Source organism: Type-C symbiont of Plautia stali, from assembly GCF_059730935.1.
The window spans coordinates 2,573,262-2,595,478 of the sequence record NZ_AP035923.1; the positions used below are offsets into that span (position 1 = coordinate 2,573,262).

General features: G+C 61.7%; 23 protein-coding genes. 1 reads left to right on the forward strand and 22 read right to left on the reverse strand.

The genetic code is table 11. From position 1 onward, the window contains the following. Positions 1 to 171: 171 nt before the first annotated feature. The 22 genes from AC6I7J_RS12155 to AC6I7J_RS12260 form a co-directional block, all read right to left on the reverse strand. On the reverse strand, positions 172 to 2,373 hold the full coding sequence (locus AC6I7J_RS12155; protein ID WP_498005777.1) for a TonB-dependent receptor: 2,202 nt from the start codon (positions 2,371 to 2,373) through the stop codon (positions 172 to 174). A gap of 169 nt (positions 2,374 to 2,542) precedes the next feature. Then, positions 2,543 to 3,775 carry a beta-ketoacyl-ACP synthase gene (locus AC6I7J_RS12160; RefSeq protein ID WP_058759684.1) on the reverse strand — a complete coding sequence of 411 codons (1,233 nt, stop codon included), beginning with the start codon at positions 3,773 to 3,775 and terminating at the stop codon, positions 2,543 to 2,545. Then, complete coding sequence (locus AC6I7J_RS12165) at positions 3,775 to 4,506, reverse strand: 3-ketoacyl-ACP reductase FabG2 (RefSeq protein ID WP_058759685.1); 732 nt, start codon at positions 4,504 to 4,506, stop codon at positions 3,775 to 3,777. Before AC6I7J_RS12165 ends, AC6I7J_RS12160 begins: the two co-directional genes overlap by 1 nt. Continuing rightward, positions 4,506 to 4,979 (reverse strand): hotdog family protein, encoded by a 474-nt coding sequence (locus AC6I7J_RS12170; RefSeq protein ID WP_260641305.1) that lies wholly within the window; start codon positions 4,977 to 4,979, stop codon positions 4,506 to 4,508. Before AC6I7J_RS12170 ends, AC6I7J_RS12165 begins: the two co-directional genes overlap by 1 nt. Beyond that, the gene (locus AC6I7J_RS12175) at positions 4,972 to 6,129 is read right to left on the reverse strand and encodes a beta-ketoacyl-[acyl-carrier-protein] synthase family protein (RefSeq protein ID WP_394516234.1); all 1,158 of its coding nucleotides are present in this window, start codon (positions 6,127 to 6,129) and stop codon (positions 4,972 to 4,974) included. The genes AC6I7J_RS12170 and AC6I7J_RS12175 overlap by 8 nt, the downstream gene beginning before the upstream one ends. Continuing rightward, positions 6,126 to 6,701, reverse strand: a complete 576-nt coding sequence (locus AC6I7J_RS12180; protein ID WP_059010480.1) for a DUF3261 domain-containing protein — start codon at positions 6,699 to 6,701, stop codon at positions 6,126 to 6,128. Before AC6I7J_RS12180 ends, AC6I7J_RS12175 begins: the two co-directional genes overlap by 4 nt. Continuing rightward, positions 6,698 to 9,019 carry an MMPL family transporter gene (locus AC6I7J_RS12185; protein WP_498005780.1) on the reverse strand — a complete coding sequence of 774 codons (2,322 nt, stop codon included), beginning with the start codon at positions 9,017 to 9,019 and terminating at the stop codon, positions 6,698 to 6,700. Before AC6I7J_RS12185 ends, AC6I7J_RS12180 begins: the two co-directional genes overlap by 4 nt. Next, a complete protein-coding gene (locus AC6I7J_RS12190) occupies positions 8,985 to 9,596 on the reverse strand; it encodes an outer membrane lipoprotein carrier protein LolA (protein WP_152391132.1) in 612 nt (203 codons plus the stop codon). The genes AC6I7J_RS12185 and AC6I7J_RS12190 overlap by 35 nt, the downstream gene beginning before the upstream one ends. Then, on the reverse strand, positions 9,593 to 10,009 hold the full coding sequence (locus tag AC6I7J_RS12195) for an acyl-CoA thioesterase (protein ID WP_021508257.1): 417 nt from the start codon (positions 10,007 to 10,009) through the stop codon (positions 9,593 to 9,595). The genes AC6I7J_RS12190 and AC6I7J_RS12195 overlap by 4 nt, the downstream gene beginning before the upstream one ends. Beyond that, positions 10,002 to 11,696, reverse strand: a complete 1,695-nt coding sequence (locus AC6I7J_RS12200; protein ID WP_498005783.1) for a glycosyltransferase family 2 protein — start codon at positions 11,694 to 11,696, stop codon at positions 10,002 to 10,004. Before AC6I7J_RS12200 ends, AC6I7J_RS12195 begins: the two co-directional genes overlap by 8 nt. After that, on the reverse strand, positions 11,690 to 12,037 hold the full coding sequence (locus AC6I7J_RS12205; RefSeq protein ID WP_152391134.1) for a 3-hydroxyacyl-ACP dehydratase FabZ family protein: 348 nt from the start codon (positions 12,035 to 12,037) through the stop codon (positions 11,690 to 11,692). The genes AC6I7J_RS12200 and AC6I7J_RS12205 overlap by 7 nt, the downstream gene beginning before the upstream one ends. Then, entirely contained in the window at positions 12,024 to 13,352 is a 1,329-nt protein-coding gene (locus tag AC6I7J_RS12210) for an AMP-binding protein (protein ID WP_498005785.1), read from the reverse strand. Before AC6I7J_RS12210 ends, AC6I7J_RS12205 begins: the two co-directional genes overlap by 14 nt. Continuing rightward, the gene (locus AC6I7J_RS12215; protein WP_021508261.1) at positions 13,349 to 13,909 is read right to left on the reverse strand and encodes a COG4648 family protein; all 561 of its coding nucleotides are present in this window, start codon (positions 13,907 to 13,909) and stop codon (positions 13,349 to 13,351) included. The genes AC6I7J_RS12210 and AC6I7J_RS12215 overlap by 4 nt, the downstream gene beginning before the upstream one ends. A gap of 8 nt (positions 13,910 to 13,917) precedes the next feature. Beyond that, the gene (locus AC6I7J_RS12220; RefSeq protein WP_021508262.1) at positions 13,918 to 14,169 is read right to left on the reverse strand and encodes an acyl carrier protein; all 252 of its coding nucleotides are present in this window, start codon (positions 14,167 to 14,169) and stop codon (positions 13,918 to 13,920) included. 11 nt (positions 14,170 to 14,180) lie between these two features. Continuing rightward, complete coding sequence (locus AC6I7J_RS12225; RefSeq protein ID WP_021508263.1) at positions 14,181 to 14,438, reverse strand: phosphopantetheine-binding protein; 258 nt, start codon at positions 14,436 to 14,438, stop codon at positions 14,181 to 14,183. Between the two features lie 3 nt (positions 14,439 to 14,441). After that, a complete protein-coding gene (locus tag AC6I7J_RS12230; protein WP_021508264.1) occupies positions 14,442 to 15,242 on the reverse strand; it encodes a lysophospholipid acyltransferase family protein in 801 nt (266 codons plus the stop codon). Beyond that, positions 15,232 to 15,963: a beta-ketoacyl synthase chain length factor gene (locus AC6I7J_RS12235; protein WP_498005787.1), complete on the reverse strand. Its 732-nt coding sequence runs from the start codon at positions 15,961 to 15,963 to the stop codon at positions 15,232 to 15,234. Before AC6I7J_RS12235 ends, AC6I7J_RS12230 begins: the two co-directional genes overlap by 11 nt. Positions 15,964 to 16,156: 193 nt before the next feature. Then, a complete protein-coding gene (locus AC6I7J_RS12240) occupies positions 16,157 to 16,546 on the reverse strand; it encodes a hypothetical protein (RefSeq protein WP_058759697.1) in 390 nt (129 codons plus the stop codon). Between the two features lie 236 nt (positions 16,547 to 16,782). Continuing rightward, positions 16,783 to 18,153, reverse strand: coding sequence for an efflux transporter outer membrane subunit (locus AC6I7J_RS12245; RefSeq protein ID WP_498005789.1), 1,371 nt, complete (start codon positions 18,151 to 18,153; stop codon positions 16,783 to 16,785). Then, positions 18,150 to 19,241, reverse strand: coding sequence for an HlyD family secretion protein (locus AC6I7J_RS12250; RefSeq protein WP_088516450.1), 1,092 nt, complete (start codon positions 19,239 to 19,241; stop codon positions 18,150 to 18,152). The genes AC6I7J_RS12245 and AC6I7J_RS12250 overlap by 4 nt, the downstream gene beginning before the upstream one ends. Then, a complete protein-coding gene (locus tag AC6I7J_RS12255; protein WP_132465245.1) occupies positions 19,238 to 20,923 on the reverse strand; it encodes an MFS transporter in 1,686 nt (561 codons plus the stop codon). The genes AC6I7J_RS12250 and AC6I7J_RS12255 overlap by 4 nt, the downstream gene beginning before the upstream one ends. Positions 20,924 to 20,925: 2 nt before the next feature. After that, positions 20,926 to 21,357, reverse strand: a complete 432-nt coding sequence (locus AC6I7J_RS12260) for a MarR family winged helix-turn-helix transcriptional regulator (RefSeq protein WP_058759700.1) — start codon at positions 21,355 to 21,357, stop codon at positions 20,926 to 20,928. A gap of 478 nt (positions 21,358 to 21,835) precedes the next feature. On the opposite strand from AC6I7J_RS12260, the gene AC6I7J_RS12265 reads away from it, so the two are divergent. Beyond that, positions 21,836 to 22,093, forward strand: a complete 258-nt coding sequence (locus tag AC6I7J_RS12265) for a biofilm/acid-resistance regulator YmgB/AriR (RefSeq protein WP_058759735.1) — start codon at positions 21,836 to 21,838, stop codon at positions 22,091 to 22,093. The last annotated feature ends 124 nt before the right edge of the window (positions 22,094 to 22,217 follow it).

A 22,217-nucleotide genomic window follows, 5' to 3' on the forward strand; every position in this document is an offset into this window, starting at 1 on the left:
AAAGGTTCGTCGTGATCGTCAGGTGGCGCGGGTGAACTCATGATGACTCAACAGGAAAGAGGCGTTTTTCAGCGGGATTGCCGCACAGAGTGTAATGGAATAGCGGCCAACGTACAGCACTATTTCTGTCGGAAAAGACCACGGAGCGTCACTACGCCCCGTGGTGGCCGCTTAGAAATCGTAGCTCATGCTGATTTTCAGCGTGCGCGGGTCGCCCTGCGCGAGATAGGTGCCGGTGTCATCAACGTTTGACCAGTACTTCTCATTGGTGACGTTTTCGACCGCCACGCGCCACACCAGATCGTTCTGATTCACCTTCATGCGGTAACGCATACCAAGATCCAGCGTGGTATAGCTGTCCAGCTTGAGGGTGTTGGCCGAGTTGGCGTACTGAGCACCGCTGTGGTTGAGCAGCGCCGTGGCCGTCAGACCCTCCACCGGCTTGATGTCATACTCCGCGCCCAGCACGTAGGTGTAGCGCGGCACGCCGATCGCCTGTTTGCCATCGTAAGTGCCGCCGGCGGTTTTCTTCATCACCGGATCGATCCAGGTGGCGCTGGCGTTGAGGCGCAGGCCCAGCACCGGCTCACCAAACACGTTGGCTTCCACGCCGCGATGGCGCTGCTCGCCATCCATGACGTAGACATTGTCACTGTTGATCAGGCCGGACGGTTTCTGGATTTCGAACAGCCCCAGCGAGCCGCCGATGCGGCCGAAATCGGTTTTAACACCGATCTCATTCTGCTTCGAGTGCGCCACACCGGTCACGGTGCCATAGTTGACGGCGTCTTTAGGGGCCACTTCACCAGGCTGCAGCGCTTCCGTATGGTTGGTGTACAGCGCCACTTCTTTCCATGGCTTGTAAACCACGCCGTACGTTGGCATCCAGCGGTCGTTGGTGAAGCGCGAATCAACGCTTTCCGCGCCGGTGTTGTAGTTATAGCTGCGCACCACCACTTTCTGATGGCGAGCACCAACGGTCACCAGCAGCGTATCGTCCAGTAATCCGAGCGTATCGCTCAGCAGATAGCCCTGGGTGCGGGTGCGCGACGTGGTGAGCGGATCGGAGAACTTGCCGCCGGCGAAGGTGGCCGCCGGTTCCGCCACGTCACCGCTGTGGTAGATATTAAACGGCGTGCCCACCAGCGACATGTCGTAGGCATTTTTCGCATTGGTGGTCAGCGCCGAGTAACCCACGTTGACTTTATGGCTGACAAAACCGGTGTGGAACTCACCGCGCAGCCCCACCATACCGCTCATGTTGTCCTGAATACGGTTGGAGTAGAAGCTACTGATGGTACCGTCACCGTTGCTGTTGGTAATGGTCGGCGCGCCGTAGTTGCCGGTTTCATGAGCGTGCTGTGCGCCGAGACCGGCATAGGCCGTCCAGCTGTCGGTAATATCGTATTCTGCTTTGGCGATACCGAATTCAGATTCCATATCGCTGTACACCCATTTCTGGCTGTAGTTGTGCGAATTTGACGGCACCGCCGGGATCACCCCGGCGCTGGCGAATTTCACGCCCTGTAAGCCGTCATGGAAGGTTTTCTTCTGATAGCCGACGTCCAGCGAGGTGCGCAGCCGGTCGCCGCGATAATCAAGACCGACCGAGGCCGCCGTGGTGCGTTTTTTCTCGCCGTCAACGCCGGTTTCACCCTCGCGATGCACGGCATTAACCCGCACGCCAAACTGATTGTTATCGCCAAAGCGACGCCCCACGTCCAGCGTTCCACCAACCTGAGACGAGGAGGTGTAATCGAGGCCCACGCGATTGATCGGCGTATCTTCGGCATGTTTCGGCTCGAGGTTAATCATACCGCCGACGCCGGAACTGGCTGCGCCGTTAACCAGACTGTTGGCGCCTTTGAAGATCTCCACACGATCGATCAGCGAAGCGTCCATCACCTGGCGCGGCACCACGCCCGGCAGACCGCCGAAGGTCATATCATCGCCGTCGAGAGTGAAACCCCGAATGCGGTAAGTTTCAGCAAAATTGCCGTAACCTTTGACGTTCTGCACGCCCGCATCGTTGCGCACCACATCGGCGATGGTTTGCGCTTGCTGGTCCTGAATCATTTTTGCCGTATAGCCGATGACGTTGAACGGCACGTCCATGGCGTTTTGCTCGCCCAGCATGCCGAGGCGACCGCCGTGGGCAATCTGGCCATCGAGAAAGGCCGGTACTAAGTCGTTGCCGCCGGGTTTGAATTCACTCTGCGGCGTGGCGGTGACGGTCAGCGTCTGCTGTTCGTTAGCGCCCTGAGGTGCGTTACTGGTGTTAGTGGTAGCAGCCATCACTGGCAAACAACCGGCGCTGACCAGCATGGCCAGCAGCGTCGGTTTCATTCCGGGATTGAAAGGCGTTCTGCGCATGGTTATCCCCTGATGTAAATTATACTGAGAATCATTATTATTGCGGTTTGCGATTATGCGCAGCGTACAGCTAAATGCAAGCGAAATCCGGCGGTGTATCACCGCCAGAGGCATCATCGGGGAGGAAGATTCCCGCCGGGCGACGGGAATGAGGGGTAAACGGAGAGACTCAGGCGTCGCGCCAGCGTTTAAACACCAGCGAGGTGTTGATACCGCCAAAAGCAAAGTTGTTTGACTGAACGTAATCGGTCTGTAGCTGCCGGGGCGCGCCAGTGATGTAATCCAGCTCACCGCATTCGGCGGCGGGCTGCGTCAAATTCAGCGTGGGCGCAAACCAGCCCTCACGCATCATCTCAATACTCATCCACGCTTCCAGCGCGCCGCAGGCACCCAGCGTGTGACCGAAATAGCTTTTCAGCGAAGAGATGGGTGTACGATTGCCAAAAATTGCTGCCGTCGCCTGGCTTTCGGCAATATCGCCGCGATCGGTGGCGGTACCGTGTGCGTTAATGTAACCAATCTGCGCTGCCGTCACCCCTGCGCTGTCCAGCGCGCGCTGAATACAAATCTGCATGGTTTCACGCTGCGGCTGAGTGATATGGGCCGCGTCACAGTTAGTGTGAAAACCGACCAGCTCCGCATAGATGGTCGCGCCGCGCGCCTGCGCATGTGCCAGCGATTCCAGAATCAGCGTGCCCGCCCCTTCGCCAATCACCAGACCGTCGCGCTGTTGATCGAACGGTGCCGGCGAAGTGTGCGGCGCGTCGTTACGCTGGCTGGTGGCAAACAGCGTATCAAACACGGCGGCTTCCGAGGGGCACAGCTCCTCTGCCCCGCCCGCGACCATCACGGTCTGATAGCCATGGCGAATGGCTTCCCACGCGTAGCCAATCGCCTGGCTGCCGGAAGTGCAGGCGCTGGACGTGGGGATCACGCGACCGCGCAGACCAAAAAACAGTCCGGCGTTAACCGCAGTGGTATGCGGCATCATCTGCACGTAGGTGGTGCCGGTGATGTTGTTGGTGTGCTTTTCCGTCAGCATGGTGGCGAATTCGCTCACCGGACCGGTGCTGCCGGTCGAAGACCCATAGGCGATGCCGGTTTCACCACTGGTCAGCACCGGATGGTCAATCAGGCCGGCCTGCTCCAGCGCCAGCTCGGTGGCACGCGTCGCCAGCAGTGAGACGCGGCCCATGGCGCGGATGCGTTTACGCGTGTAGTGCGGCGGCAGCGTGAAGTCATCGATCGGCGCGCCCAGCAGCGTGTGCAGCCCATCATAGACTTGCCACTCCGGCATTTTACGTACCGCATTCTGGCCTTGTTTAATGCGCTGCGCCACCGCGCTCCAGCTCTCACCGAAAGCGGTGACGCCGCCCATACCGGTAACCACTACCCGCTGCATCACAACATTCCTCCGTTGATGGAAATCACCTGCCGCGTAACGTAGCCAGCGATATCCGACATCAGATAGCTGGCCAGGCCAGCGACTTCGTCTGCCGCGCCCATACGTTTCATCGGAATGATTTTCAGCGCTTCGTCGATTACCTGTGGCTCAAGATCGGTCATGCCGGTATCGATCAAACCTGGCGCGATACAGTTAACGGTGATTTTGCGTTTCGCCAGTTCAATCGCCAGCGCTTTCGTGGCGCCGATGATGCCGGCCTTGGCCGCGCTATAGTTGACCTGCCCGCGGTTGCCCATCATGCCAGATACCGAAGAGAGGGTAATGATGCGTCCGCCCTGGCGCAGGCCGATCATCGGCATGACGCAGGGATGAATCACGTTGTAGAAACTGTCGAGGTTGGTGTGGATCACGCTGTCCCATTCATCTTCGGTGAGCGCCGGAAAAGCGCCGTCGCGGGTAATGCCCGCATTGCTGATCACACCATAATAAGCCCCGTGCGCGGCGATATCCTGCTCCAGCGCGTTACGCGTGGCTTCCCGCTGTGCCACGTCAAACTGCAGCGTGCGGCCGCGGCCGCCTGCGGCAACGATCTGCGCCAGCGTCTGCTGCGCACCGGCGGCGTCGCGGTGGTAATGCACCACAATATCAAATCCGTCGGCGGCCAGACGTAAAGCCATGGCACGGCCAATACCTTTACTGGCCCCGGTTACTAATACGCTGCGGGTCATCACTCGGTTCCTTGTTGCGCTAATCGGGTTAATTCGTCGTCGTCGGGCTGGTAGGTGTTCAGTCGTCCGCTGGCCAGCAGGCTGGTGCCGCAGCGGATCTCGCCCTCAAAACTGCCCAGCTTGTCATCGCGCATCAGCAGGTGCATCTCAATCTGCAACTCACTGTGTGCCGCGAAGGTGGGCGCACTGGCACGATAGCCGCGCCCGCCCAGCAGCATGCCGGGGCGGATGTCACTGGCGCCGCGCTGGCGGGCATGAAAGCCGGACCAGACGCCCACGGTCTGCGCCATGATCTCGACGCCAAACCACGCCGGCAGCTCGCCCTGCGGCGTGAGAAACGGTGCCAGCACGCCGTGCGGGCTCACCGTGACCGCACAGACAACGCTGTCTGGCGTGACGTCAAGCACGCGCTCAAGCAGCAGCAGCGGCGCGCGGTGCGGCAGGTAATCGCCCACCGGCAAAAAATCATTCATGCGAAGATCCTACAATCAGGCAGGTATTGTTCCCGCCAAAGGCAAATGAGTTGGAGGCAATCACCGGGCGCGCCAGCGGCTGTGCCACAGTCAGCAGTCCACAGGGCGGCAGCGTACTATCCTGCGTCGCGTGCGAAAAATCCTGCGGCGGTAGCGACAACTGTTGCTGGATAATCAGGGCCGCCAGCGCGGCTTCGGTGGCGCCTGCTGCGCCCAGCGTGTGGCCGGTGAGGTGCTTAGTGGAACTGCACGGCACGGCGTCACCGAACAGACGGTGAATCACCGCCGCTTCAACCTGATCGTTGAGCGGCGTGGCGGTACCGTGCAGATTGATATAGCCCACCTCGTGCGGCTGCAAACCGGCCTGCTGCAGCGCCATGCGCATGGCGGCTTCCGCGCCCACGCCCTGCGGATGCGGCGCTGACATGTGCCAGGCATCTGACGATTCACCGCAGCCCAGCAGCGCCAGTGGCTGTGGCTCGCGCGTCAGCAGCAGCAGCGCCGCTGCTTCGCCAATCGAAATTCCGTCGCGCCCGGCGCTGAACGGTGCGCAGTGATGTTCCGACAGCGAATCAAGGCTGGCAAAGCCGTTAATCGGCATGCGGCTGAGCGAGTCCGCACCGCCCACCAGTGCTACGTCGGCCAGACCGGCAGCAATCAGCCGCGCCCCGCTGATGATGGCGCGCGCGCTGGAGGAGCAGGCCGTAGAAATCGTGTACGCCGGGCCATCCAGCTGCAGATAGTGCGCCAGAAAGCGCGACGGATCGCCCAGTTCCTGCATCCGGTAGTCATAACCGGCATGGCCGCCGTCCGTCTGCCGATCGCCCTCATCCACGCCGGAAGTACTGGTGCCCAGCACGATGGCCACGCGGGCGCGACCATAGCGCGTAATCGCCTCATCCAGCGCCGGCTGACACTGCTGCAGCGCCGCCAGCAGCAAACGATTGTTGCGCGTATCATGCGCCGCCAGTGCAGCCGGTACCGGCGGCAGCGCGCCCGGCACTTCACCCAGCCAGCAGCGCTTGCCCTGCGCTAACCAGCCGTCACGCGGCTGCATGCCGGGCGCTGTGCCCTGCTGTAGCTGGGCGGCAATCTGCGCCAGGCTGCTGCCCAGCGCATTGACCATGCCAAAAGCCGACAGGTAAATCATGAGGAGGCGTCCAGATGCTGGATGTGAATCTGATAGCCAAAGGCGCGCTGATCGACGCTAATCGGCTCACGCTGTTCCCCGCGCTGCAGATAATGAATCTGGCTGATCAGCTGGCCGGAAGCATCGCGCAATTCGCGCCGGTCGCCCACATCGCGCAGCGTCCAGCCGGACGGCAATTGCGGCTGCCACGCGCTGACCGGCCAGTAGCTCAGCATAATATCGGCCAGCACCTGGCTGGCTGGCGGCAGGTCGGGCAGCGCCATCATCTGCTGGGTATGAATCCCCTGTTGATCGTAAGTGACGCGGAATAGCCGGATGCCAAGCGACGACAGCCCGGCCAGCGAGATCTGCTGCGCATCCGCGCTGAGCAGCACCAGCAATGACTGGGTTTTGCCCTTCACGCGCCCGGTCAGCAACTGCTGCTGCTGAAAGCCGGGTGAGATGCCCGGTGCCGGCAGCGTGACGCGCACGCCAGGTTTGAGCCAGGCCGTGGGCCGGCTGGACTCGTCATGGTGAGACGCACATCCGCTCAGCAGCAGGCTGAGCGCCAGCAGTAACGCACCCATTCTCATCGTGATTTCCTTTTTCCGCCCGCCAGCGCCAGCGGCGCCAGTAAAAATGCACAAAAAATTCCGCTGCACAGCACGGTACCAAAGCTGCTGATAGCGCTGGTACTGCTGAATACCAGCATGCCCAGCGTCAGCAGCGTGGTCATCATCGCCAGCGTCACCGCCAGCATCGATGTCAGCGGCGTGCCGCGTGGATTACTGAAAAACAGCGTGTAATTGATGCCAATGCCCAGCACCAGAATCAGCGCCAGCAGCGCAAACAGATTCAGACTGGCCCCCAGCCAGCCGAGCGTGGCCAGCGCGGCCGCCAGCGACAGCCATGACGGCAGCGCGCTGCGTAGCCCGGCTTTGAGGCCAAGGCGCAGGGTGTAGCTGACGGTGATCAGCAGCAGCGCCAGCGCCAGCAGGCCGCTTAGCAGCGTGCGCCAGAAGCCAAACAGCTCATCGTAACGGGCCTTGCGATCAACCCAGCTCACGCCTGCCTGCGCTGTCGCCAGCTTTTGCAGCGCGGCACTGTTCTGCACGCCGCTCACCGGGACCAGCACGCTGCTGCGTCCGTCAGGCAGCGACAGCCACAGCAGCCGCCAGCCTTCACTCAGCGGACTCGCCAGCCACGCCTGCACGCTGACCGGCATCGGCTGCAGACTGGCCTGCGCCAGATGGATACCGGCCTGTTGCAGACGCGCCATGATGGTCGGGGCCGCCTGCTGTAACAGCGCGACATCCTGCTGCTGCTGTTCCAGCGTGCTGAGCGGCAGCAGGCGATAGCTCGCCAGCCAGCCCTGCTGCTGCGCGCGCTGCAGTTCGGGCGCCAGCGCATTAAGCCGCTGCAACACCTGCTGCTCGTTATCACCCCAGACCACAAACCAGGTTTGATCGGCCTGCTGCCCGGTGAGCTGCGCCAGCTGGCGATCCTGCGCCAGCAGCTGCGCCGGCGCGCTCTGCAGATGAGCAATATTATCGTCGACGCGCAGCTGTAAGATGCCGCTCAGCGCGTATAGGGCCACCAGCAGCGGTAACCCGACGCGCAGCCCGCGCTGGCGGCGCCACGCGGCCAGCCAGCGCGCCAGCCACACCATCATCGGCACCGGTCGCACCGGCAGGCCGCGCACCAGCCACGGATAGAAACAGATCACCGTCAGGCACGAGGCGCTCAGGCCGCTGGCGGCGAATACCGCCAGCTGGCGCAGCCCGGGAAACGGTGCCAGCAGCATCAGCAGCCAGGCGATCGCCGTGGTGCCCAGCGCCAGCAGCAGCGTACCGCGCACTTTATGCAGACTCTGCCACGGTGTGGCGTGCTCACCGTGCACCATGCGTTCCGTCAGGTAGTACAGCGTATAATCGGCCGAGATGCCGACAATACTGAGACTCATCACCAGCGTGGTGAGATGCAGCTCACCAAAAAACAGCAGCGTGAACACGGTGCCGGCCATCGCCCCGATGGCCACCGACAGCGCGCTCAGCGCCAGCGGCCGCAGTGAGCGAAACACCAGCCACACCAGCAGCAGCAAACCGCCCAGCGTCACGCTGCCCAGCGTGGCAACATCATGCTGCGCGCGCTGGCTGGCATCGTCGCTGAACAGCACCGTGCCGCGCGTCAGCAGCTGCGCCTGCGGCCAGCGCTGTTTCAACTGCTGCTCAAGCTGATGCAGCGCGCTGACCAGCTGATGGCTCTGCGCCATGCTGAAGGCGTTATGTACCAGTTCGCCGTGCAGAAAATACCAGCGGCGCTGCTGCGCATCGCTGACCGTCAGCCAGCCGTTGTGCAGCACCATTTTGCTGGCGTTCTGCTGCAGCGCCAGCTGCGCGCCACGCACCAGCAGCAGCGGGTCACCGGCAAGCTCTTTGCTGCTCACCCCGGCAAACGCCGAAAACAGCTGCGCCAGAATCCAGTCGGCCTGCGCGCCGCCGCCGTGCTGCAGTCGCGCACGCGTCAGCGGATCGATCAACCCGTTGCGATGCTGATAAGCAAAGCTTCCCCAGCGCTGCAGCTGATCATCATCCAGCGCGCCGCTGACCTCACTGAGCATCGGCAGTGCCCGGAGCTGCGCCTGCCACCACGCAGCGGCGGCGTCACCGTCCGCACCGGGCGCACTCACCAGCCACACCAGCTGGCGGTCGAGCCGCTGCATAAAGCCCTGCTGAATCTCTGCCGGTGCCTGGCCAAGATTCTGCTGCGGCAGCAGAGCCAGCACGCTGCTGTTAATGTGGCTGCGCGGCAGTAACCAGGCCAGCGCCAGCATCAGCATCAGACAGACGGCCAGCCACGCGCGCGCGGCAAAAATCTCACTGCGCTGCGGCAAAACGGGCTCGCTCTTCATCAGTCAGTTGGCCGGGCTGCGTACGGGTATCGCTCAGAGTGATTTCCGTTTTATCGCCCTGGCGGTCATCCAGCGTAATGCGGTTGAGATACGCCGCGCCCTGCAGATCGATGCGGTTGAAGATCTTATTCAGCGGTGCCGCTTTCGGCGTCAGGCTCAGCTGCCAGCCGTCGCCACCATCATCGCGGAAATCGAGCACAAAATTCTCGCGCAGTACCTGCTCATCCGCCTGGAACAGCGCGCGCAGCAGATGGTTAAACTGGAACATTTGCGGATTGCTGTCTGCGGTGATCACCTGCGGCGGCTGGCCGCTCATGCTTTGCACCATGCGGTGATCATCCAGAATCAGCGTCATCGGAAACGGTGTCGCCTGGTGCCACCACAGCCCCTGCTGCTGAGCAATCAACAGCTGGCCGCGCGACACCAGCGGCTGCGCCATTCCAGCGATGCTGCGTACCTGAACAAAGCTGGCGCGAATCACCGGCTGGCTGGCAAAGCGCTGCTGTAGCTGTTCCAGCGTCACCGCGCTGGCGCTGGCGCTGAGCAGCGTCAGCAGCAGGCAGACCAGACGAATCATGATGACACCCCCAAACGCTGCAGCAGAATATCCGGCGAGACAAAGCACATCTCCTGCGTGCTGGCGCTGACCGCCACCTGCAGCGTGTGCGCTTTGGTGGTCACCTGCCCGGCAGCGTTACGGATGACATAATCGATGCGCAGCCGGTTCTCATATTCGCTGATGCTGGCTTCAACACGAATGGCCTCTTCACAGCGCAGCGGCAGGCGGTATTTAACCCGGGTATCGACCACCGGCCAGACGTAGCCGCTGGCGCTCATCTCTGCATAGCTGTAGTTGATACTGCGCAGCAGCGCTTCACGCGCCACTTCGAAGTAGCGGAAATAGTTGCCGTGCCACACCACGCCCATCGGATCGCAGTCATGAAACGAGACCACCCGTTCAATCTCCGCGCGCCAGCTTGCGTCACGCATCGCGTTGCTCCTCTTCGGGCAGAGCCCAGAAATCGTAAAAGTTAAACCAGTCCAGCGGTGCCAGCAGGGCATGATGCTGCAGGCGCGCAGCATAGCGATCGACCGCCGCCTGCAGCGCCTGCTGTCGCCCATTGCGCGGCAGCGGTAAAGGATCGGCAAAGGCCTCGCAGTGCACGCGCAGTTTGCCCTGCTGGCGCAGCGCGAACATCAGCAGCACCGGACAACGCAGCGCCGCCGCCAGCACAAAGGGTCCCTGCGGGAACGGTGCCGGTTGGCCCATGAATTCACTCCACACCACGCGCCGTTCGCCGCCGCGCTGACGCTGCACGGCGGTGCGGTCGCCAACAATGGCCACCCACTCACCTGCATCCAGCTTTTGCTGCAGTAAAATTGCGGTGTCCGGGCCGATATCACTGACCGGCAGCAGATTGACGCCCGCCTGCGGCGCAATGCTCTCCAGCACCGCGCGGAAGCGCTGGGCGTTGTCGGTGAACACCAGCGCGTTGATCACCAGACCGCTGACCTGCTTCGCCATCGCCCGGCAGGCTTCGATATCGCCCAGATGCGAGGCGAGAATCAGCTGACCTTTGCCTTCAGCGGCGCGAATCACCGTTTCCGCACCGGGCGCGAAGTCGATATCGCGTCCCCATTGCAGGTCACCGCGCCAGCTGGCGACTTTATCCAGCATGCTGTTGCCAAAACGCAGGAAGTGGCGATAGCTGCTGAGCGGCTGCGGCAGCGCAATCTGCTGTTGATGCGCCACGGCCTGTACGCGCGTCAGCCACTGCTGCGACGCCGCCCGCGCCGCGCGACCGCTGAGCCAGTACACCGCCACCACCGGCCACAGCAGCAGAATAAACGGCAGGCGGCCGGCACGCTGGTACAGCCACAGCATAAAGCGCAGCCCCCACTGGCCGCGGCGCTCTGGCGTCGCTGCCCAGTGCGCCTGCTGACGCCGGCGGGATAGCAGTTGCGGGATGCGTGGCAGCATGCCAAAGAACAGGCGGGTGTGCATCCACGAGATACGCAGGTTGTCGTGCAGCGCGTCAAAGTGTGAGACGCCGCTCGGCGGATAGGTCACGCGCGTGCGGATAAACCGGCTCGGCGTGCCCTGCCAGTAGAGGCGCACCATGATCTCGGTGTCAAAATCCATGCGCTGGCCAATAGCGCGGCGATCGCACAGCTCAAGCGAGGCTGCCAGCGGATAGACGCGGAAACCGCACATGCTGTCTTTCAGCGAGAACGACAGCGTTTCCACCCATACCCAGAAATGGGTGATGTAGCGACCATAGAGCCGGGATTTCGGGATTGAGGCATCGTACTGCGGCTGGCCGGAGATCAGGCAGTGCGGATAGCGTTCGGCCTCTGCCAGCATGCGCGGTGTGTCCTCCACCTGATGCTGTCCGTCGGCGTCCAGCTGCAGCGCATGACTGAAGCCCGCAGCCGCGGCGGCGCGCAGTCCGGCAATCACCGCCGCTCCCTTACCCTGGTTGTGCGGCAGCGTCAGCACCCGGAGCTGCGGCGCATCCAGCGCAGCGATGTGCTGTTTGGTCCGGGCATCGCTGCCGTCGTCGACCACGATCACCGGCAGGTTGAACGGGGCCAGCCGCGCCAGCACCGACGCCAGCATGGCACCGTGGTTGTAGCAGGGAATCAGCACGCAGGGCGCAAAAGAGGCACTCAGCACAGGCGAATCTTCCCGCTGCTGGCGACCTCAGCCTGCGCACCGCGCAGCAGCGCGTAGCGAAAACTCAGCAGCGACTTTTCCGGCAGCCACTGCAACTGCAGCTCCAGCTGCGCATCCGGCGGCACCGGCTGCTGGAATTTGATGTTTTCAATCGAGGCAAAACTCTTATCCGGCGCGAGGCGCGTCAGGCCGTAGTGCAGCACCCAGTCAAGCTGCGCCACTCCCGGCAGAATCGGCAGCGTCGGGAAGTGGCCGCGAAACCACAGCAGGTCGGCAGCCACCAGCAGGCGCAGGGTGAGCGTGCCATCCTGCTGTTGCGCCTCTAATTCAACCGGTAACATCAAACAGTTCCTCTATCTGCGGCCATGCGCGTTTGCTCTGCGCGGTGACAGGAATCGTCGTTACCACCCGCCAGTAGCGCGGCATGGCGACCGGCTCCAGCCAGGGTTGCAGCGCGCGTTTCCATTGTTGTTTACGCTGGTGCAGCGTGGCGGCGTCTGGCAGCTGCGGCAGCGCCAGCACCACCGCGATGGCATGGCGGCCGTGACGCTGAATCGCCAGCGCGGCGGCATCTTCCACACCAGGCAGCGCCAGCAGGCGACGCTCTACTTCGCTCAGCGACACGCGCTTGTCTTCAATTTTCACCACCCGATCCTGGCGCCCTGCCAGCTGAAACCGGCCCGACGGCTGCTGCACGATACGGTCGTCCAGCGCACAGCCCGCGCGGCTCTCCAGCAGATCGGAGAAGACCTGCCAGCGCTGCGGCGCGATCTCGCGCAGCGAGACGTGGGGGAAGCACTGCCACAGCGCAGCGTCATCGCTGGCCCGGCGCCACGCGATCACCCCGGTTTCGGTACTGCCGTAAATTTCATCCACCGCGCAGTCCAGCGTTTGCTGCGCGCGTTGCGCATCCGCGCCCGGCAGCGCGCCGCCCGCGGAGACAATCAGTGCACAAGGCGGCGCCACCAGCGCCGTGTCCAGCCGGCGCAAAAATGCCGGACTGCTGATAAAGGCGTAGCGGCGATCGGCACGCTGATCCGCCAGTTGCTCACCATAAAAAATTTGCTGCGCGGCGAACGGCAGGCCGAGCGCCATCGGCAGAATAATGCGAAAACTCAGGCCATACAGATGCTGATGGCTTACCGAGGCAATGACGTGACACCCCTGCAGACGCGTGCCCCACAGATCGGCCAGCCACTGAGCTTCCAGATCCATGGCGCGCAGTGATTTGACCACGCAACGAGGCGTTCCGGTTGAGCCGGAGGTGAACAGCACCAGACTCGCCTGCGCCGCTATATCTGGCAGGGCGCCCTGCGCCAGCGCGCCGTCCCAGCGTAGCTGTGGCAGGGTGACCGCCAGCGGCATATCGCTGATCACGCCATCAAGACTGTCGTGCATCTCTTCCAGCTGCGCTGCGCGGCAGTGGCCCGGGATGACCGGCGTTTTGCCGGCGTACCAGCTCGCCAGCAGCGCCACGGTAAAGTGGTAACTGTTGTCAAAGCACAGCGCCCAGCGTGCGCCAGGCTGCGCCTGTAGCTGATGGGTTAAGCCCAGCACCTGCTGCCGCATCTGCGCCAGCGTATGCTGCTGTTGCCCCTGCCAGGCTACGAGACGATCGGCGCCGTGCAGCCAGTCGCGAATCGCCAAGGCCTTCATGCGTGTTTCCTCATGCGCTGACGCAGCAGCCATTCGCCGCCCATCAGCGCGCCCATCAGCACATAGCTGATGCACCCGTTCCAGAGTGTCCATAGCCGGATATGACTCAGCAGGCAGGTAGTCAGGGCCACGCTGCCGTTGAAAATAAAAAACCCGCACCACACCTGCGTCACGCGTCGGGTATAACGAACGGCACGCGGCGGCAGCTGAGGTTCACGCAGGCGCGCCAGGCGCTCTACCAGCGGCATCGGGCTGAACAGCGACGCGGCGAACAGCAGAAGCAACAGGCCATTCACCACCACCGGATACCACAGCAGCAGATGCTGCGCCCGCAACACGATACTGGCGAGAGACAGCAGGCAGCCGATCAGCGCCAGCAGCAGCAGCGTGCGGTTCAGCGCGCCCTGCGCCTGACGCAGACTCCAGATGCGCGCCGCAAACACCAGCGCCAGCAGCACCAGCACGCCGCGCCACTGCGGGTGAGTCAGCGCCAGCCATACCAGCAATGGCCAGGCGATCAGCGCCAGCGCGTTCAGCAGCTGCAACAGCCTGTGCATGGCGTTTATCAGGCCTGGTCGCGCATCAGCTGGTCGACGGCGTCAACCACGTCCTGTACGGTGCGCACCGCGCGGAAGGCTTCTGGCTTGATCTTACGTCCGGTGCGTTTTTGCAGATGCACCACCATGTCAACCGCATCAATACTGTCGAGTTCCAGATCTTCATACAGGCGAGCGTCCGGGCGAATCTCGTCCGGATCAATTTCGAACAGCGTAGTCAGCAGCGTCGCCACTTCCTGGTAAATATCTTGTTTATTCATGTCGACGGTTCTCAGGCTTGCTGTTGTTCAACAAAAGCGGCCAGCGTGGCCACGGAAAAAAAGTGCGCCCGCAGCGTTTCGCTCTCGGCGGAGAGCTGCACGCCGAAGCGGTTTTTCACCGCCAGTCCCAGCTCCAGCGCATCGATCGAGTCGAGCCCCAGCCCTTCGCCAAACAGCGGTGCATCGCTATCGATATCATCCGGACTGATATCTTCCAGATTCAGCGTGTCGATAATCATGGTTTTAATGTCGTCAATCAGTGCTTGCATAACTTACTTTGTCTCTTCAGGCACCAGCGCCTGTTGCAGATAACGCGTCAAACGGCGCGCGGCCAGCGGCTGCGCATCCTCATCCGCTTCGTGAAAGGCGTGGCTGGCAATACGCGATTGTACGCGTACCGTAAAAACCGGTTTAACCAGCGGAATCTGATACCAGCGGCTTTGCTTGTCGAGCATACGCTGGGTACAGGTGATATGAATCACGCGCAGATCGCATCCGGCGCGCACCGCAATATTTGCCGCACCGCGCTGCAGTTGCAGCGGCTGGCCGTAGCGGGTGCGCGTCCCTTCGGGGAAAATCAGAATGGTATCGCCGCGTGCCAGCCGCTGCTGGCTATCCGGCAGTAGCGTCTCCGCCTCGCTGTTGATCAGGTAATCGGCTGATTTAATGACGCCGCGGAAGAAAATGTTGTGCTGCAGGTCGGCCTTCACCAGGCAGTCCATCTCGGGCAACAGCGAGGCGATCATCACGTAATCGATCAGCGACGGATGGTTGGCGACAATCAGGCAACCGCGATCCTGACGCAGCGCTTCTGCGCCCAGCATCTGATAGTCATACACGCCGACAAAACGGCAGAAGCGCAGAAAGCAGCGAAAGCTCCACGCAATGCTGCGGCGCGCGATCTGCCGCCGGCGCAGACCGTCACGCTGAATCAGCAGCAGCAGGTTGAACCAGATCAGCGACAGCAACAGACCGCCAATGCTGAACAGGCTGAAGCAAAGCGCGGTCATCACCAGCCGCCAGTAATAGTTGCCACCGCGCCGCTGGCGCATCGGCATAGCGTTATCCGCCATGAGCACGCTTCCAGCGCCACTGATGACGCTCGCCGGTCAGGGTGAAATCCGCCGTCTCGCTCAGCATTGCATGCAGAAACTGCAGGCTCTGCGGCAGCGCATCGGGCTGAGAGCGGGCGGCGGTCGCCGTACAGCGCCACGCTTCGCCGGCGCGCAGCAGCAGCGCAACCGCGTAGGGTGCATTAAAAGTAGCGATCTCCGGCAGCCACGGGCGGTAGTAGTCGGGCACCAGCCCGTCAAAATCCACCAGCAGCACCTGCTGGTAACCGGCCTGATGCAGCGTGGTAATCTCAAGCAGGCCCTGCTGGAAGCTGTCGATACCGGCAGAAATTGACGATGACACCAATGGCTGACGTGCGGCGATGGTCAGGCTGCCGACCGCCGAGTTGTGCACCGACATCGCGAAGTCGGTGGGGGATAGCGGCTGGCCGTCCGCGAGCGTACGCAGAATACGCAGATTGCGTTCCAGTTCGCCATGGCGGCTGGTAAACACCACGGCGTCAACCGACTGTCGGGCCAGCAGCGCAAGGCCGCACTCAACGGCGGCACGGCTGCCGGGGCTGAGACGACGGGCAGTCATCATCGGTAAAAACTGAGGTTTGGCGATAGCCAGGCAGGCATCCAGTACCGGCGCGTGTTGCGCCCAGCGCTGCCAGTCTTCGGCGCTGCTGTGGCCCGGCGCGATGGCATGCCAGTCAACAAGGGAGTAAGCGAGTTTCATACCTGCATTCTTTCTTCAGCCTCAGGGATGGTCAGATTTTCGCTGCGCGGCATCCCTTCCCTGCTCTCTATTCCAGTCATCCGCCTCACGCGGATGTCGCCGAGTTCTCAGGCGGACATCGGGTCCGCCTGTTTCTATTTCGGCAGCGTGCCGGCTAACTTTACGATTAACTGTTAGCGGCGCGCGTGATGACTTATTTTACCGCCTGCACCGCCAGACGGGTCTGGATGCCCTGGTTCAGGTTCTGAATCCAGCGGTTATAGTTACGGTGAATCTGGCCACTGCCTGCTTTCAGATTGGTGCTGCTGACGTAATCAATGCGGTAGCTGTTAGCAGTGTAGGTGATACGGATATTCGCCGTGTGGCCGCGTTCTGCCAGCAGACCATTCATTACGCCCGGACCCGCCGGTGAGATCACCCAGTGATTGGCCGCGCCAGCTTCCACGATTGCCCGCTGCATCTGCTGATCGCTGTAGCTCTGTGCGACCGTCTGGCTGACGTTCTGGATCGGTGCCGTGCGCGATGCACAGCCGGTGATTAATACCGCTGCAACCAGCAGTGCCAGCGTGGCTTTTTTATTCATCATTTCCTTTTCTTCCCCTGTCATGGCAAGCCGCGCAACCACGCGACCGTGCAGGCAACAACCCCTGCATAGTTCCGTTCAGACTGTGTAAAGCGCCGCGGATAATACCACTAATTGTAAAGACAAGTAAAAAAAAGCATGAACCACTTAAGTTCGGGCTGGTGCTGTTGTGAAAGCGGGGTGAACGGGCTTAAGACGTCATTTATAACCGCAGCCAGGCGGCTGCGGCATGATGATTAACCCTGCCAGCCGCCGCCGAGGGCGCGGTAGAGATCGATTTGCGCCAGCAGCAGCGTGTTTTTCACCGCCACAATATTCAGCTGGGTGCTGAACAGCGTGCGCTGCGCATCAAGCTCATCGAGATAGGACGCATAGCCATTCTGATAACGGTTGCGCGCAATCTGCCACGCCTCGGCAACGTAGCGCTCCTGCGCCTGCAACTCTGTCAGCTGCTGCTGGCTGCGCGTAATGGCATCCAGCGCGTTATCCACCTCGGCAAAGGCGTTGCGCACCACCCTTTCGTAGCCGTACAGCGCCTGGTTGCGCGACGCCATCGCCACATCCACCTGCGCGGTCAGCGCTTCGCGGTTGAGCAGCGGTGCCAGCACGCTGCCGCCGATGCTCCACAGGCGGAACGGATTATCCAGCAGATCGTGTAGCTGGCTGCTCTGCAGCGTGCCGGACGCCGTCAGGTTGAGCGATGGCAGCAGCTGTGCCTGCGCCGCCGCCAGCGACGCGTCGCTCGCCAGCAGCAGGCGCTGCGCCTGGACTATGTCAGGCCGGCGATTCAGCAGCTGCGACGGCAGCAGCGCCGGCAGTGCGTGGGGTCGCAGCTGGTCGAACTGGCTGCTGCGTGCAATCTGGCGCGGATTCATGCCGACCAGAATGCTGAGCGCGTTCTCCTGCTGGGCGATCTGATGCTGCAGCTGAGGAATTTGCGCTTTCGCTGTCTGATACTCCGACGCCGCCTGCATCCATTCGAGCCGCGAGGTATAGCCGGTTTCGAACTGACGCTGCGCCAGGTTCAGCGAGTTCTGCCGCGTTTCCAGCGTGGCCTCGGTCACACGCAGCTGCTCGTCGAGCGCGCACAGGCTGAGGTAACCGGACGCGACCGAACTGGCCACCGTCAGCTCGGCTGCCGAGGCCGCCGCACGCTGCGCCGCCAGCGTGGCTTCCGCCGCGCGGATGCTGTTGCTGCGGCTGCCCCATAAGTCGACCTCATAATTCGCCTGCAGCAGTCCCTGAAAAACCGCACTTTCGTACGGCTGACCGGTCGCCGCTGACAGCGCACGCTGATGGGTTGCCGCCACGCCCGCCGACAGCGTGGGGAAGTTGTCGCCCTGCGCAGCGCGCAGCTCGGCGCGATACTGATCGACGCGCGACCGGGCAATGAGAATATCGCTGTTGTGCTGTAGCGCCTGGTTCACCAGCCAGTTGAGGCGATCATCACCAAAGCTGCGCCACCACTGCGCTTCCGGCGCGGCGGCGGGCCCGACCTGCTGGCGCCAGCCGGGCGGAATCGGCAGCGACGACGGCGCCTGCTCCACGTCGCGGGCGCAGCCGGTCAGCAGTAGCGCGATGAGCGCCGCGAGTAACGGCCGCTTCATAACGCATCCCGGTGTGGTTCGGCGGCGGTATCAATGTCGACTTCCACCGACATCCCCGGCCGCAGCTGCTGCAGATCGTCACCAAGAATTTTGATGCGCACCGGAATGCGCTGGGCGATTTTCACGAAGTTACCGGTGGCGTTATCAGGCGAGATGGCGCTGAACTCAGATCCGGCGGCGGGCGAGATAAACTCAACGCGGCCGTCAAAGCGCTTGCCGTCCAGCGCATCAACGCGGATCGACACCGGCAGACCGGGGCGCACGCGCGCCAGCTGGGTTTCCTTCAGGTTGGCAATCACCCATTTATTATCCGGCACCACCGAGGTCAGCCGCGTGCCGGCAGTAACGTAGGTGCCTTTGCGCACCGACAGCTGACCGAGCTGGCCGCTGTCCGGCGCGATAATGCGCGTATTGTCCAGATCGATATTGGCCAGCTCCAGTGCCGCCTGCGCGCTGGCTACGTCGCCGGCCAGCGCCGCGCGGTTGACGATGGTGGTTTGCAGATTCTGCTGCGAGACCGCCACCTGCGCTGCCGCCTGGCGCAGCTGGGCCTGAGCCTGCGCATTGGCTGCGCGCGCGGCGTCACGCTCGCGTACCGACAGCGAGCCATCAGCCGCCAGATTTTCCACCCGCTTCAAATCGAGACTGCTTTTCAGCGCCTGCGCTTTGGCATTCTCCAGCGCGGCTTTATTGCTGGCGATAGTGGCTTCCGCACTCTTCTGCTGCTGCTGGTTGTTATTCTGCGCGGCGATCTTCATCGCCAGCTGTGCCTGCGCCTGATGCACACGCTGGCGATAGATACGATCGTCAATGGTCATCAGCAGCTGTCCTTTGCGCACCGGCTGCAGATCCACCACCTCAACGTTCGTCAGGTAGCCGCTGACCTGCGGGCTGATAAAGGTCACCTGGCCGCGCACGTAGGCGTTTTCCGTTGACTGGATGGTGCTGGTAAAGGGCCACAGCTGCCAGGCGTATAAAATCACCAGCACGCCCACGATGGCGATACCGCTCCCGGCGGCGATAGAGAGAATGCGTCGGCGGTTGGTGCGCTCGCGCTCCGCAGCCTGTAGATCGTCCTGTTGACTCATGGGGTCTCCGTTCGGTTTGCTGGCGCAGCCTGCTGCTGTTGCTCAGTCAGATTATGTCGCGCCTGGCGCCAGTTGAGATAACGCAGCCGCGTCAGGCGCCACAGCACCCACATCAGCGTTATCATTGCCAGCGCGGCGGTCAGTAAATAGGTATCGTTATAAGCCAGCACGTTGGCCTGCAGCGTGGCCACGGTTTGCAGCTGACTGCTGCTCTGCGCGCTGAGCAGGCCGCTGTCCGCCAGCTGGCTGCGAAACAGCGCGCTGTACTGGCTGAGGCGATCCACCACATTGGGATCGAGCAGCGACAGCTGATCGCCCAGCAGGCTGGAGTGATATTTTTCACGCCACGTCTGGAAGGTGCCGAGAATGGCGGAGCCAATCAGCCCGCCAAGATTCTGGCTCATGCCAAACAGCACGACAAAACTCACCAGATTTTTCGGCTGAGTCACCACGCCGCCGATGCCAAGCAGCATCGCTGGCCCAAGGAAAAAAGCACTGCTGAAACCGAGCAGAAACTGGCTGAAGTAGAGATTGCTGGCGCGCGTCAGCGGGCTGGATTGCGCATCCATCAGCGAGGCGACAATCATTACGGCCAGCGAGACCACGATTGGCCAGCTCAGATGGTTGGGTTTAATGGTCAGCGCGCTGGCAATCATGCCGCAGATCACGCCCGCAATGATCGCTAGCGCCAGTCCGCGCATCTGATCGTTGAGCAGGCCCAGCTGCTGCAGAAAGCCCACCGCCCCGGTATTCTGCTCGGCCAGCACGATGCGCATCATGATCATCACGATGCCGAGCCGCACGATCATGCCATTGCTCAGCCAGCGGGTGTTAATCAGCGGGTTAGCGCGGTTATGCTCCAGCACCACCGCCGCGACAATCAGCACCAGCGCCAGCGCCAGACAGACGCCAAGCCAGGGGGTGCTGAACCACCACTCAATGCGCCCGAGCGACAGCACGCCGCACAATAACGCCATGCCCGGTGCCAGCAGCATAAAGGTGACGAAATCGAGCTTTTCGAACGCTTTGATGCGGTCGCCCGGCGGCAGCTTGACCACCAGCACGCAGCCCAGCGCAATCATCGCCAGGCCCAGTTCAAACAGATAGAGGCCGCGCCACTCCTCCAGCTGCAGCAGCTCGCTGGAGAACAGCCGCGCCAGCGGAATCGCCAGCTGTGAGGCAGTGATGCCAATCACCAGCGCTTTGAGACGGTGCTTCGCCGGCCAGGCCTGGATCTGATAATAGATGCCCAGCGAGCTGAGCGCCGCGCCCACCATGCCGTGCGCGGTACGCACGATAATCGCCGAGCTGAGATCGTTCGCGAGGATGTGAAAAAACGCCACGATGACGTACAGCACCAGAAAGGCTTCGGTAAACAGCCGCAGACCAAACTGCTGGCGGAACTTCACCAGCAACAGATTAATGGAGATATTGCCCATCACGTAGACCGCCGGCAGCCAGGCAATTTCGTTGCTGTACGCAGCGAAGGTGCCCTGCAGATTGGTGAGGTTGGCGGTCACCAGCGCATTACTCAGCGCGCCGGTAATGGAGATCAGCAGGCCGATCAGGCCAAACGCGATGCGTTTCGATGGCGCATGCAGCGGTGTCGAGGGCGATCCCGGCAGCATCGGCTTTTCGTGCGGCAGCCATTCGCGGGGGGCGTACGGGTTACGTTTCGCCACGGCTATACGTTTCCTAAGCGTTCAAGCAGCTGCTGCAACACGTTTTCGGTCACTGCCAGCGCGGCGGGATCGATATCGGCCAGCAGCTGGGCGCGCAGCGCATCCGCCTGCGTTTTTACCGTAGCGAACGCCTCGTTGCCCTGCTCGGTTAACACCAGCAGGCGCTTGCGACGATCTTCCTTTGGCTGCACCCGTGCCAGCAGTTGCTGTTTCACCAGCCGATCGACCAGCGGCACCACACTGGCTTCCTCCAGCCCCAATAGCTGTGCCAGCGCCTTTTGCGTCGGCGGTTCACTGGCAGTCGCTACGCTGGCAATTGCCAGCCAGCTACTCATACTCAAACCGCTCTCTTTCAGGCGACGATCAACCGCCAGCCGCCACGCATGGGCAGTAAGATGCAACAGACGGGAAAACGGTTGTGGATGGTCAGTCAAAGCGTAGCGGCCTAATGGTTAGAGTTCTAACTAAATGGGAAGGTTATTATAAGCTAAGCGACGTGCGAATGAAAAGTTTGCTTACATCAGCAAATTTAGTCGTGCTGCACGCAGATTACCAGTTTCACTTAAGTCGCAAAAAGGCCCGGTCAGGTCGTATGTACAGCTTGCCTGTATAACTTTTTTCGGCAAAATACCCTATAATATTGAGTAAATTAGCCTGATAAGCACGAAATGCACAAGCCGCCGCTTGTACAGATTAGGGGTTACTGTATAACTTTAGCCGCCATGAATCGGTTAACGATTCGGTAACGAATGATGCAGTTGCGTCGCCTCTGAAGGTGTTGTGGATTTCCACCTTCAGAGGTGTCTTTTTGTGTTGGGTGGTGAGTCAGGTTTTTCGCGCCTGTCCGCGCGGAAATATTTCATCCTGGTTGTGCTGGCCGCTGGGCCATCAGCCAATCTTAAGGGCTTACACATGCAAAATGCCGTCAACAGCAGCGATGTCCTCGCTGACAATTTCAAACAGGCCGTTAACAGTGAAACCAATGAGATGGAAGTCCTGGGCCATCTCATTGCTGAAATCCTGCACAGCGGTATGCCGGTGACCAATAAGGCCATTATTGCCGCCCTGATTGGCCGGCTGGAGCAGGAAGCCGATGTCGTCCAGCTGGATGTCTACCGTCACCTGCTGGAGCTGGTGGTTCACCAGACTCCGGATGATTTTTCGCTGTAGCCGCAGCGGATTCCAGGGATGGAATCAACCCTATCGCCCCGTTTTACTGGCGCCTCGCGTCATCCCCCGGTAACATCACCCGCGTTAACTTTTCCACTAAATATTGCTATGCCGTGACGGCATG

What these genes read in the sequence shown, in the direction of transcription:
- AC6I7J_RS12155 (WP_498005777.1), bottom strand. Translation starts at nt 2,373, where the DNA reads ATGCGCAGAACGCCTTTCAATCCCGGAATGAAACCGACGCTGCTGGCC.
- AC6I7J_RS12160 (WP_058759684.1), bottom strand. Translation starts at nt 3,775, where the DNA reads ATGCAGCGGGTAGTGGTTACCGGTATGGGCGGCGTCACCGCTTTCGGT.
- AC6I7J_RS12165 (WP_058759685.1), bottom strand. Translation starts at nt 4,506, where the DNA reads ATGACCCGCAGCGTATTAGTAACCGGGGCCAGTAAAGGTATTGGCCGT.
- AC6I7J_RS12170 (WP_260641305.1), bottom strand. Translation starts at nt 4,979, where the DNA reads ATGAATGATTTTTTGCCGGTGGGCGATTACCTGCCGCACCGCGCGCCG.
- AC6I7J_RS12175 (WP_394516234.1), bottom strand. Translation starts at nt 6,129, where the DNA reads ATGATTTACCTGTCGGCTTTTGGCATGGTCAATGCGCTGGGCAGCAGC.
- AC6I7J_RS12180 (WP_059010480.1), bottom strand. Translation starts at nt 6,701, where the DNA reads ATGAGAATGGGTGCGTTACTGCTGGCGCTCAGCCTGCTGCTGAGCGGA.
- AC6I7J_RS12185 (WP_498005780.1), bottom strand. Translation starts at nt 9,019, where the DNA reads ATGAAGAGCGAGCCCGTTTTGCCGCAGCGCAGTGAGATTTTTGCCGCG.
- AC6I7J_RS12190 (WP_152391132.1), bottom strand. Translation starts at nt 9,596, where the DNA reads ATGATTCGTCTGGTCTGCCTGCTGCTGACGCTGCTCAGCGCCAGCGCC.
- AC6I7J_RS12195 (WP_021508257.1), bottom strand. Translation starts at nt 10,009, where the DNA reads ATGCGTGACGCAAGCTGGCGCGCGGAGATTGAACGGGTGGTCTCGTTT.
- AC6I7J_RS12205 (WP_152391134.1), bottom strand. Translation starts at nt 12,037, where the DNA reads ATGTTACCGGTTGAATTAGAGGCGCAACAGCAGGATGGCACGCTCACC.
- AC6I7J_RS12210 (WP_498005785.1), bottom strand. Translation starts at nt 13,352, where the DNA reads ATGAAGGCCTTGGCGATTCGCGACTGGCTGCACGGCGCCGATCGTCTC.
- AC6I7J_RS12215 (WP_021508261.1), bottom strand. Translation starts at nt 13,909, where the DNA reads ATGCACAGGCTGTTGCAGCTGCTGAACGCGCTGGCGCTGATCGCCTGG.
- AC6I7J_RS12220 (WP_021508262.1), bottom strand. Translation starts at nt 14,169, where the DNA reads ATGAATAAACAAGATATTTACCAGGAAGTGGCGACGCTGCTGACTACG.
- AC6I7J_RS12225 (WP_021508263.1), bottom strand. Translation starts at nt 14,438, where the DNA reads ATGCAAGCACTGATTGACGACATTAAAACCATGATTATCGACACGCTG.
- AC6I7J_RS12230 (WP_021508264.1), bottom strand. Translation starts at nt 15,242, where the DNA reads ATGGCGGATAACGCTATGCCGATGCGCCAGCGGCGCGGTGGCAACTAT.
- AC6I7J_RS12235 (WP_498005787.1), bottom strand. Translation starts at nt 15,963, where the DNA reads ATGAAACTCGCTTACTCCCTTGTTGACTGGCATGCCATCGCGCCGGGC.
- AC6I7J_RS12240 (WP_058759697.1), bottom strand. Translation starts at nt 16,546, where the DNA reads ATGAATAAAAAAGCCACGCTGGCACTGCTGGTTGCAGCGGTATTAATC.
- AC6I7J_RS12245 (WP_498005789.1), bottom strand. Translation starts at nt 18,153, where the DNA reads ATGAAGCGGCCGTTACTCGCGGCGCTCATCGCGCTACTGCTGACCGGC.
- AC6I7J_RS12250 (WP_088516450.1), bottom strand. Translation starts at nt 19,241, where the DNA reads ATGAGTCAACAGGACGATCTACAGGCTGCGGAGCGCGAGCGCACCAAC.
- AC6I7J_RS12265 (WP_058759735.1), top strand. Translation starts at nt 21,836, where the DNA reads ATGCAAAATGCCGTCAACAGCAGCGATGTCCTCGCTGACAATTTCAAA.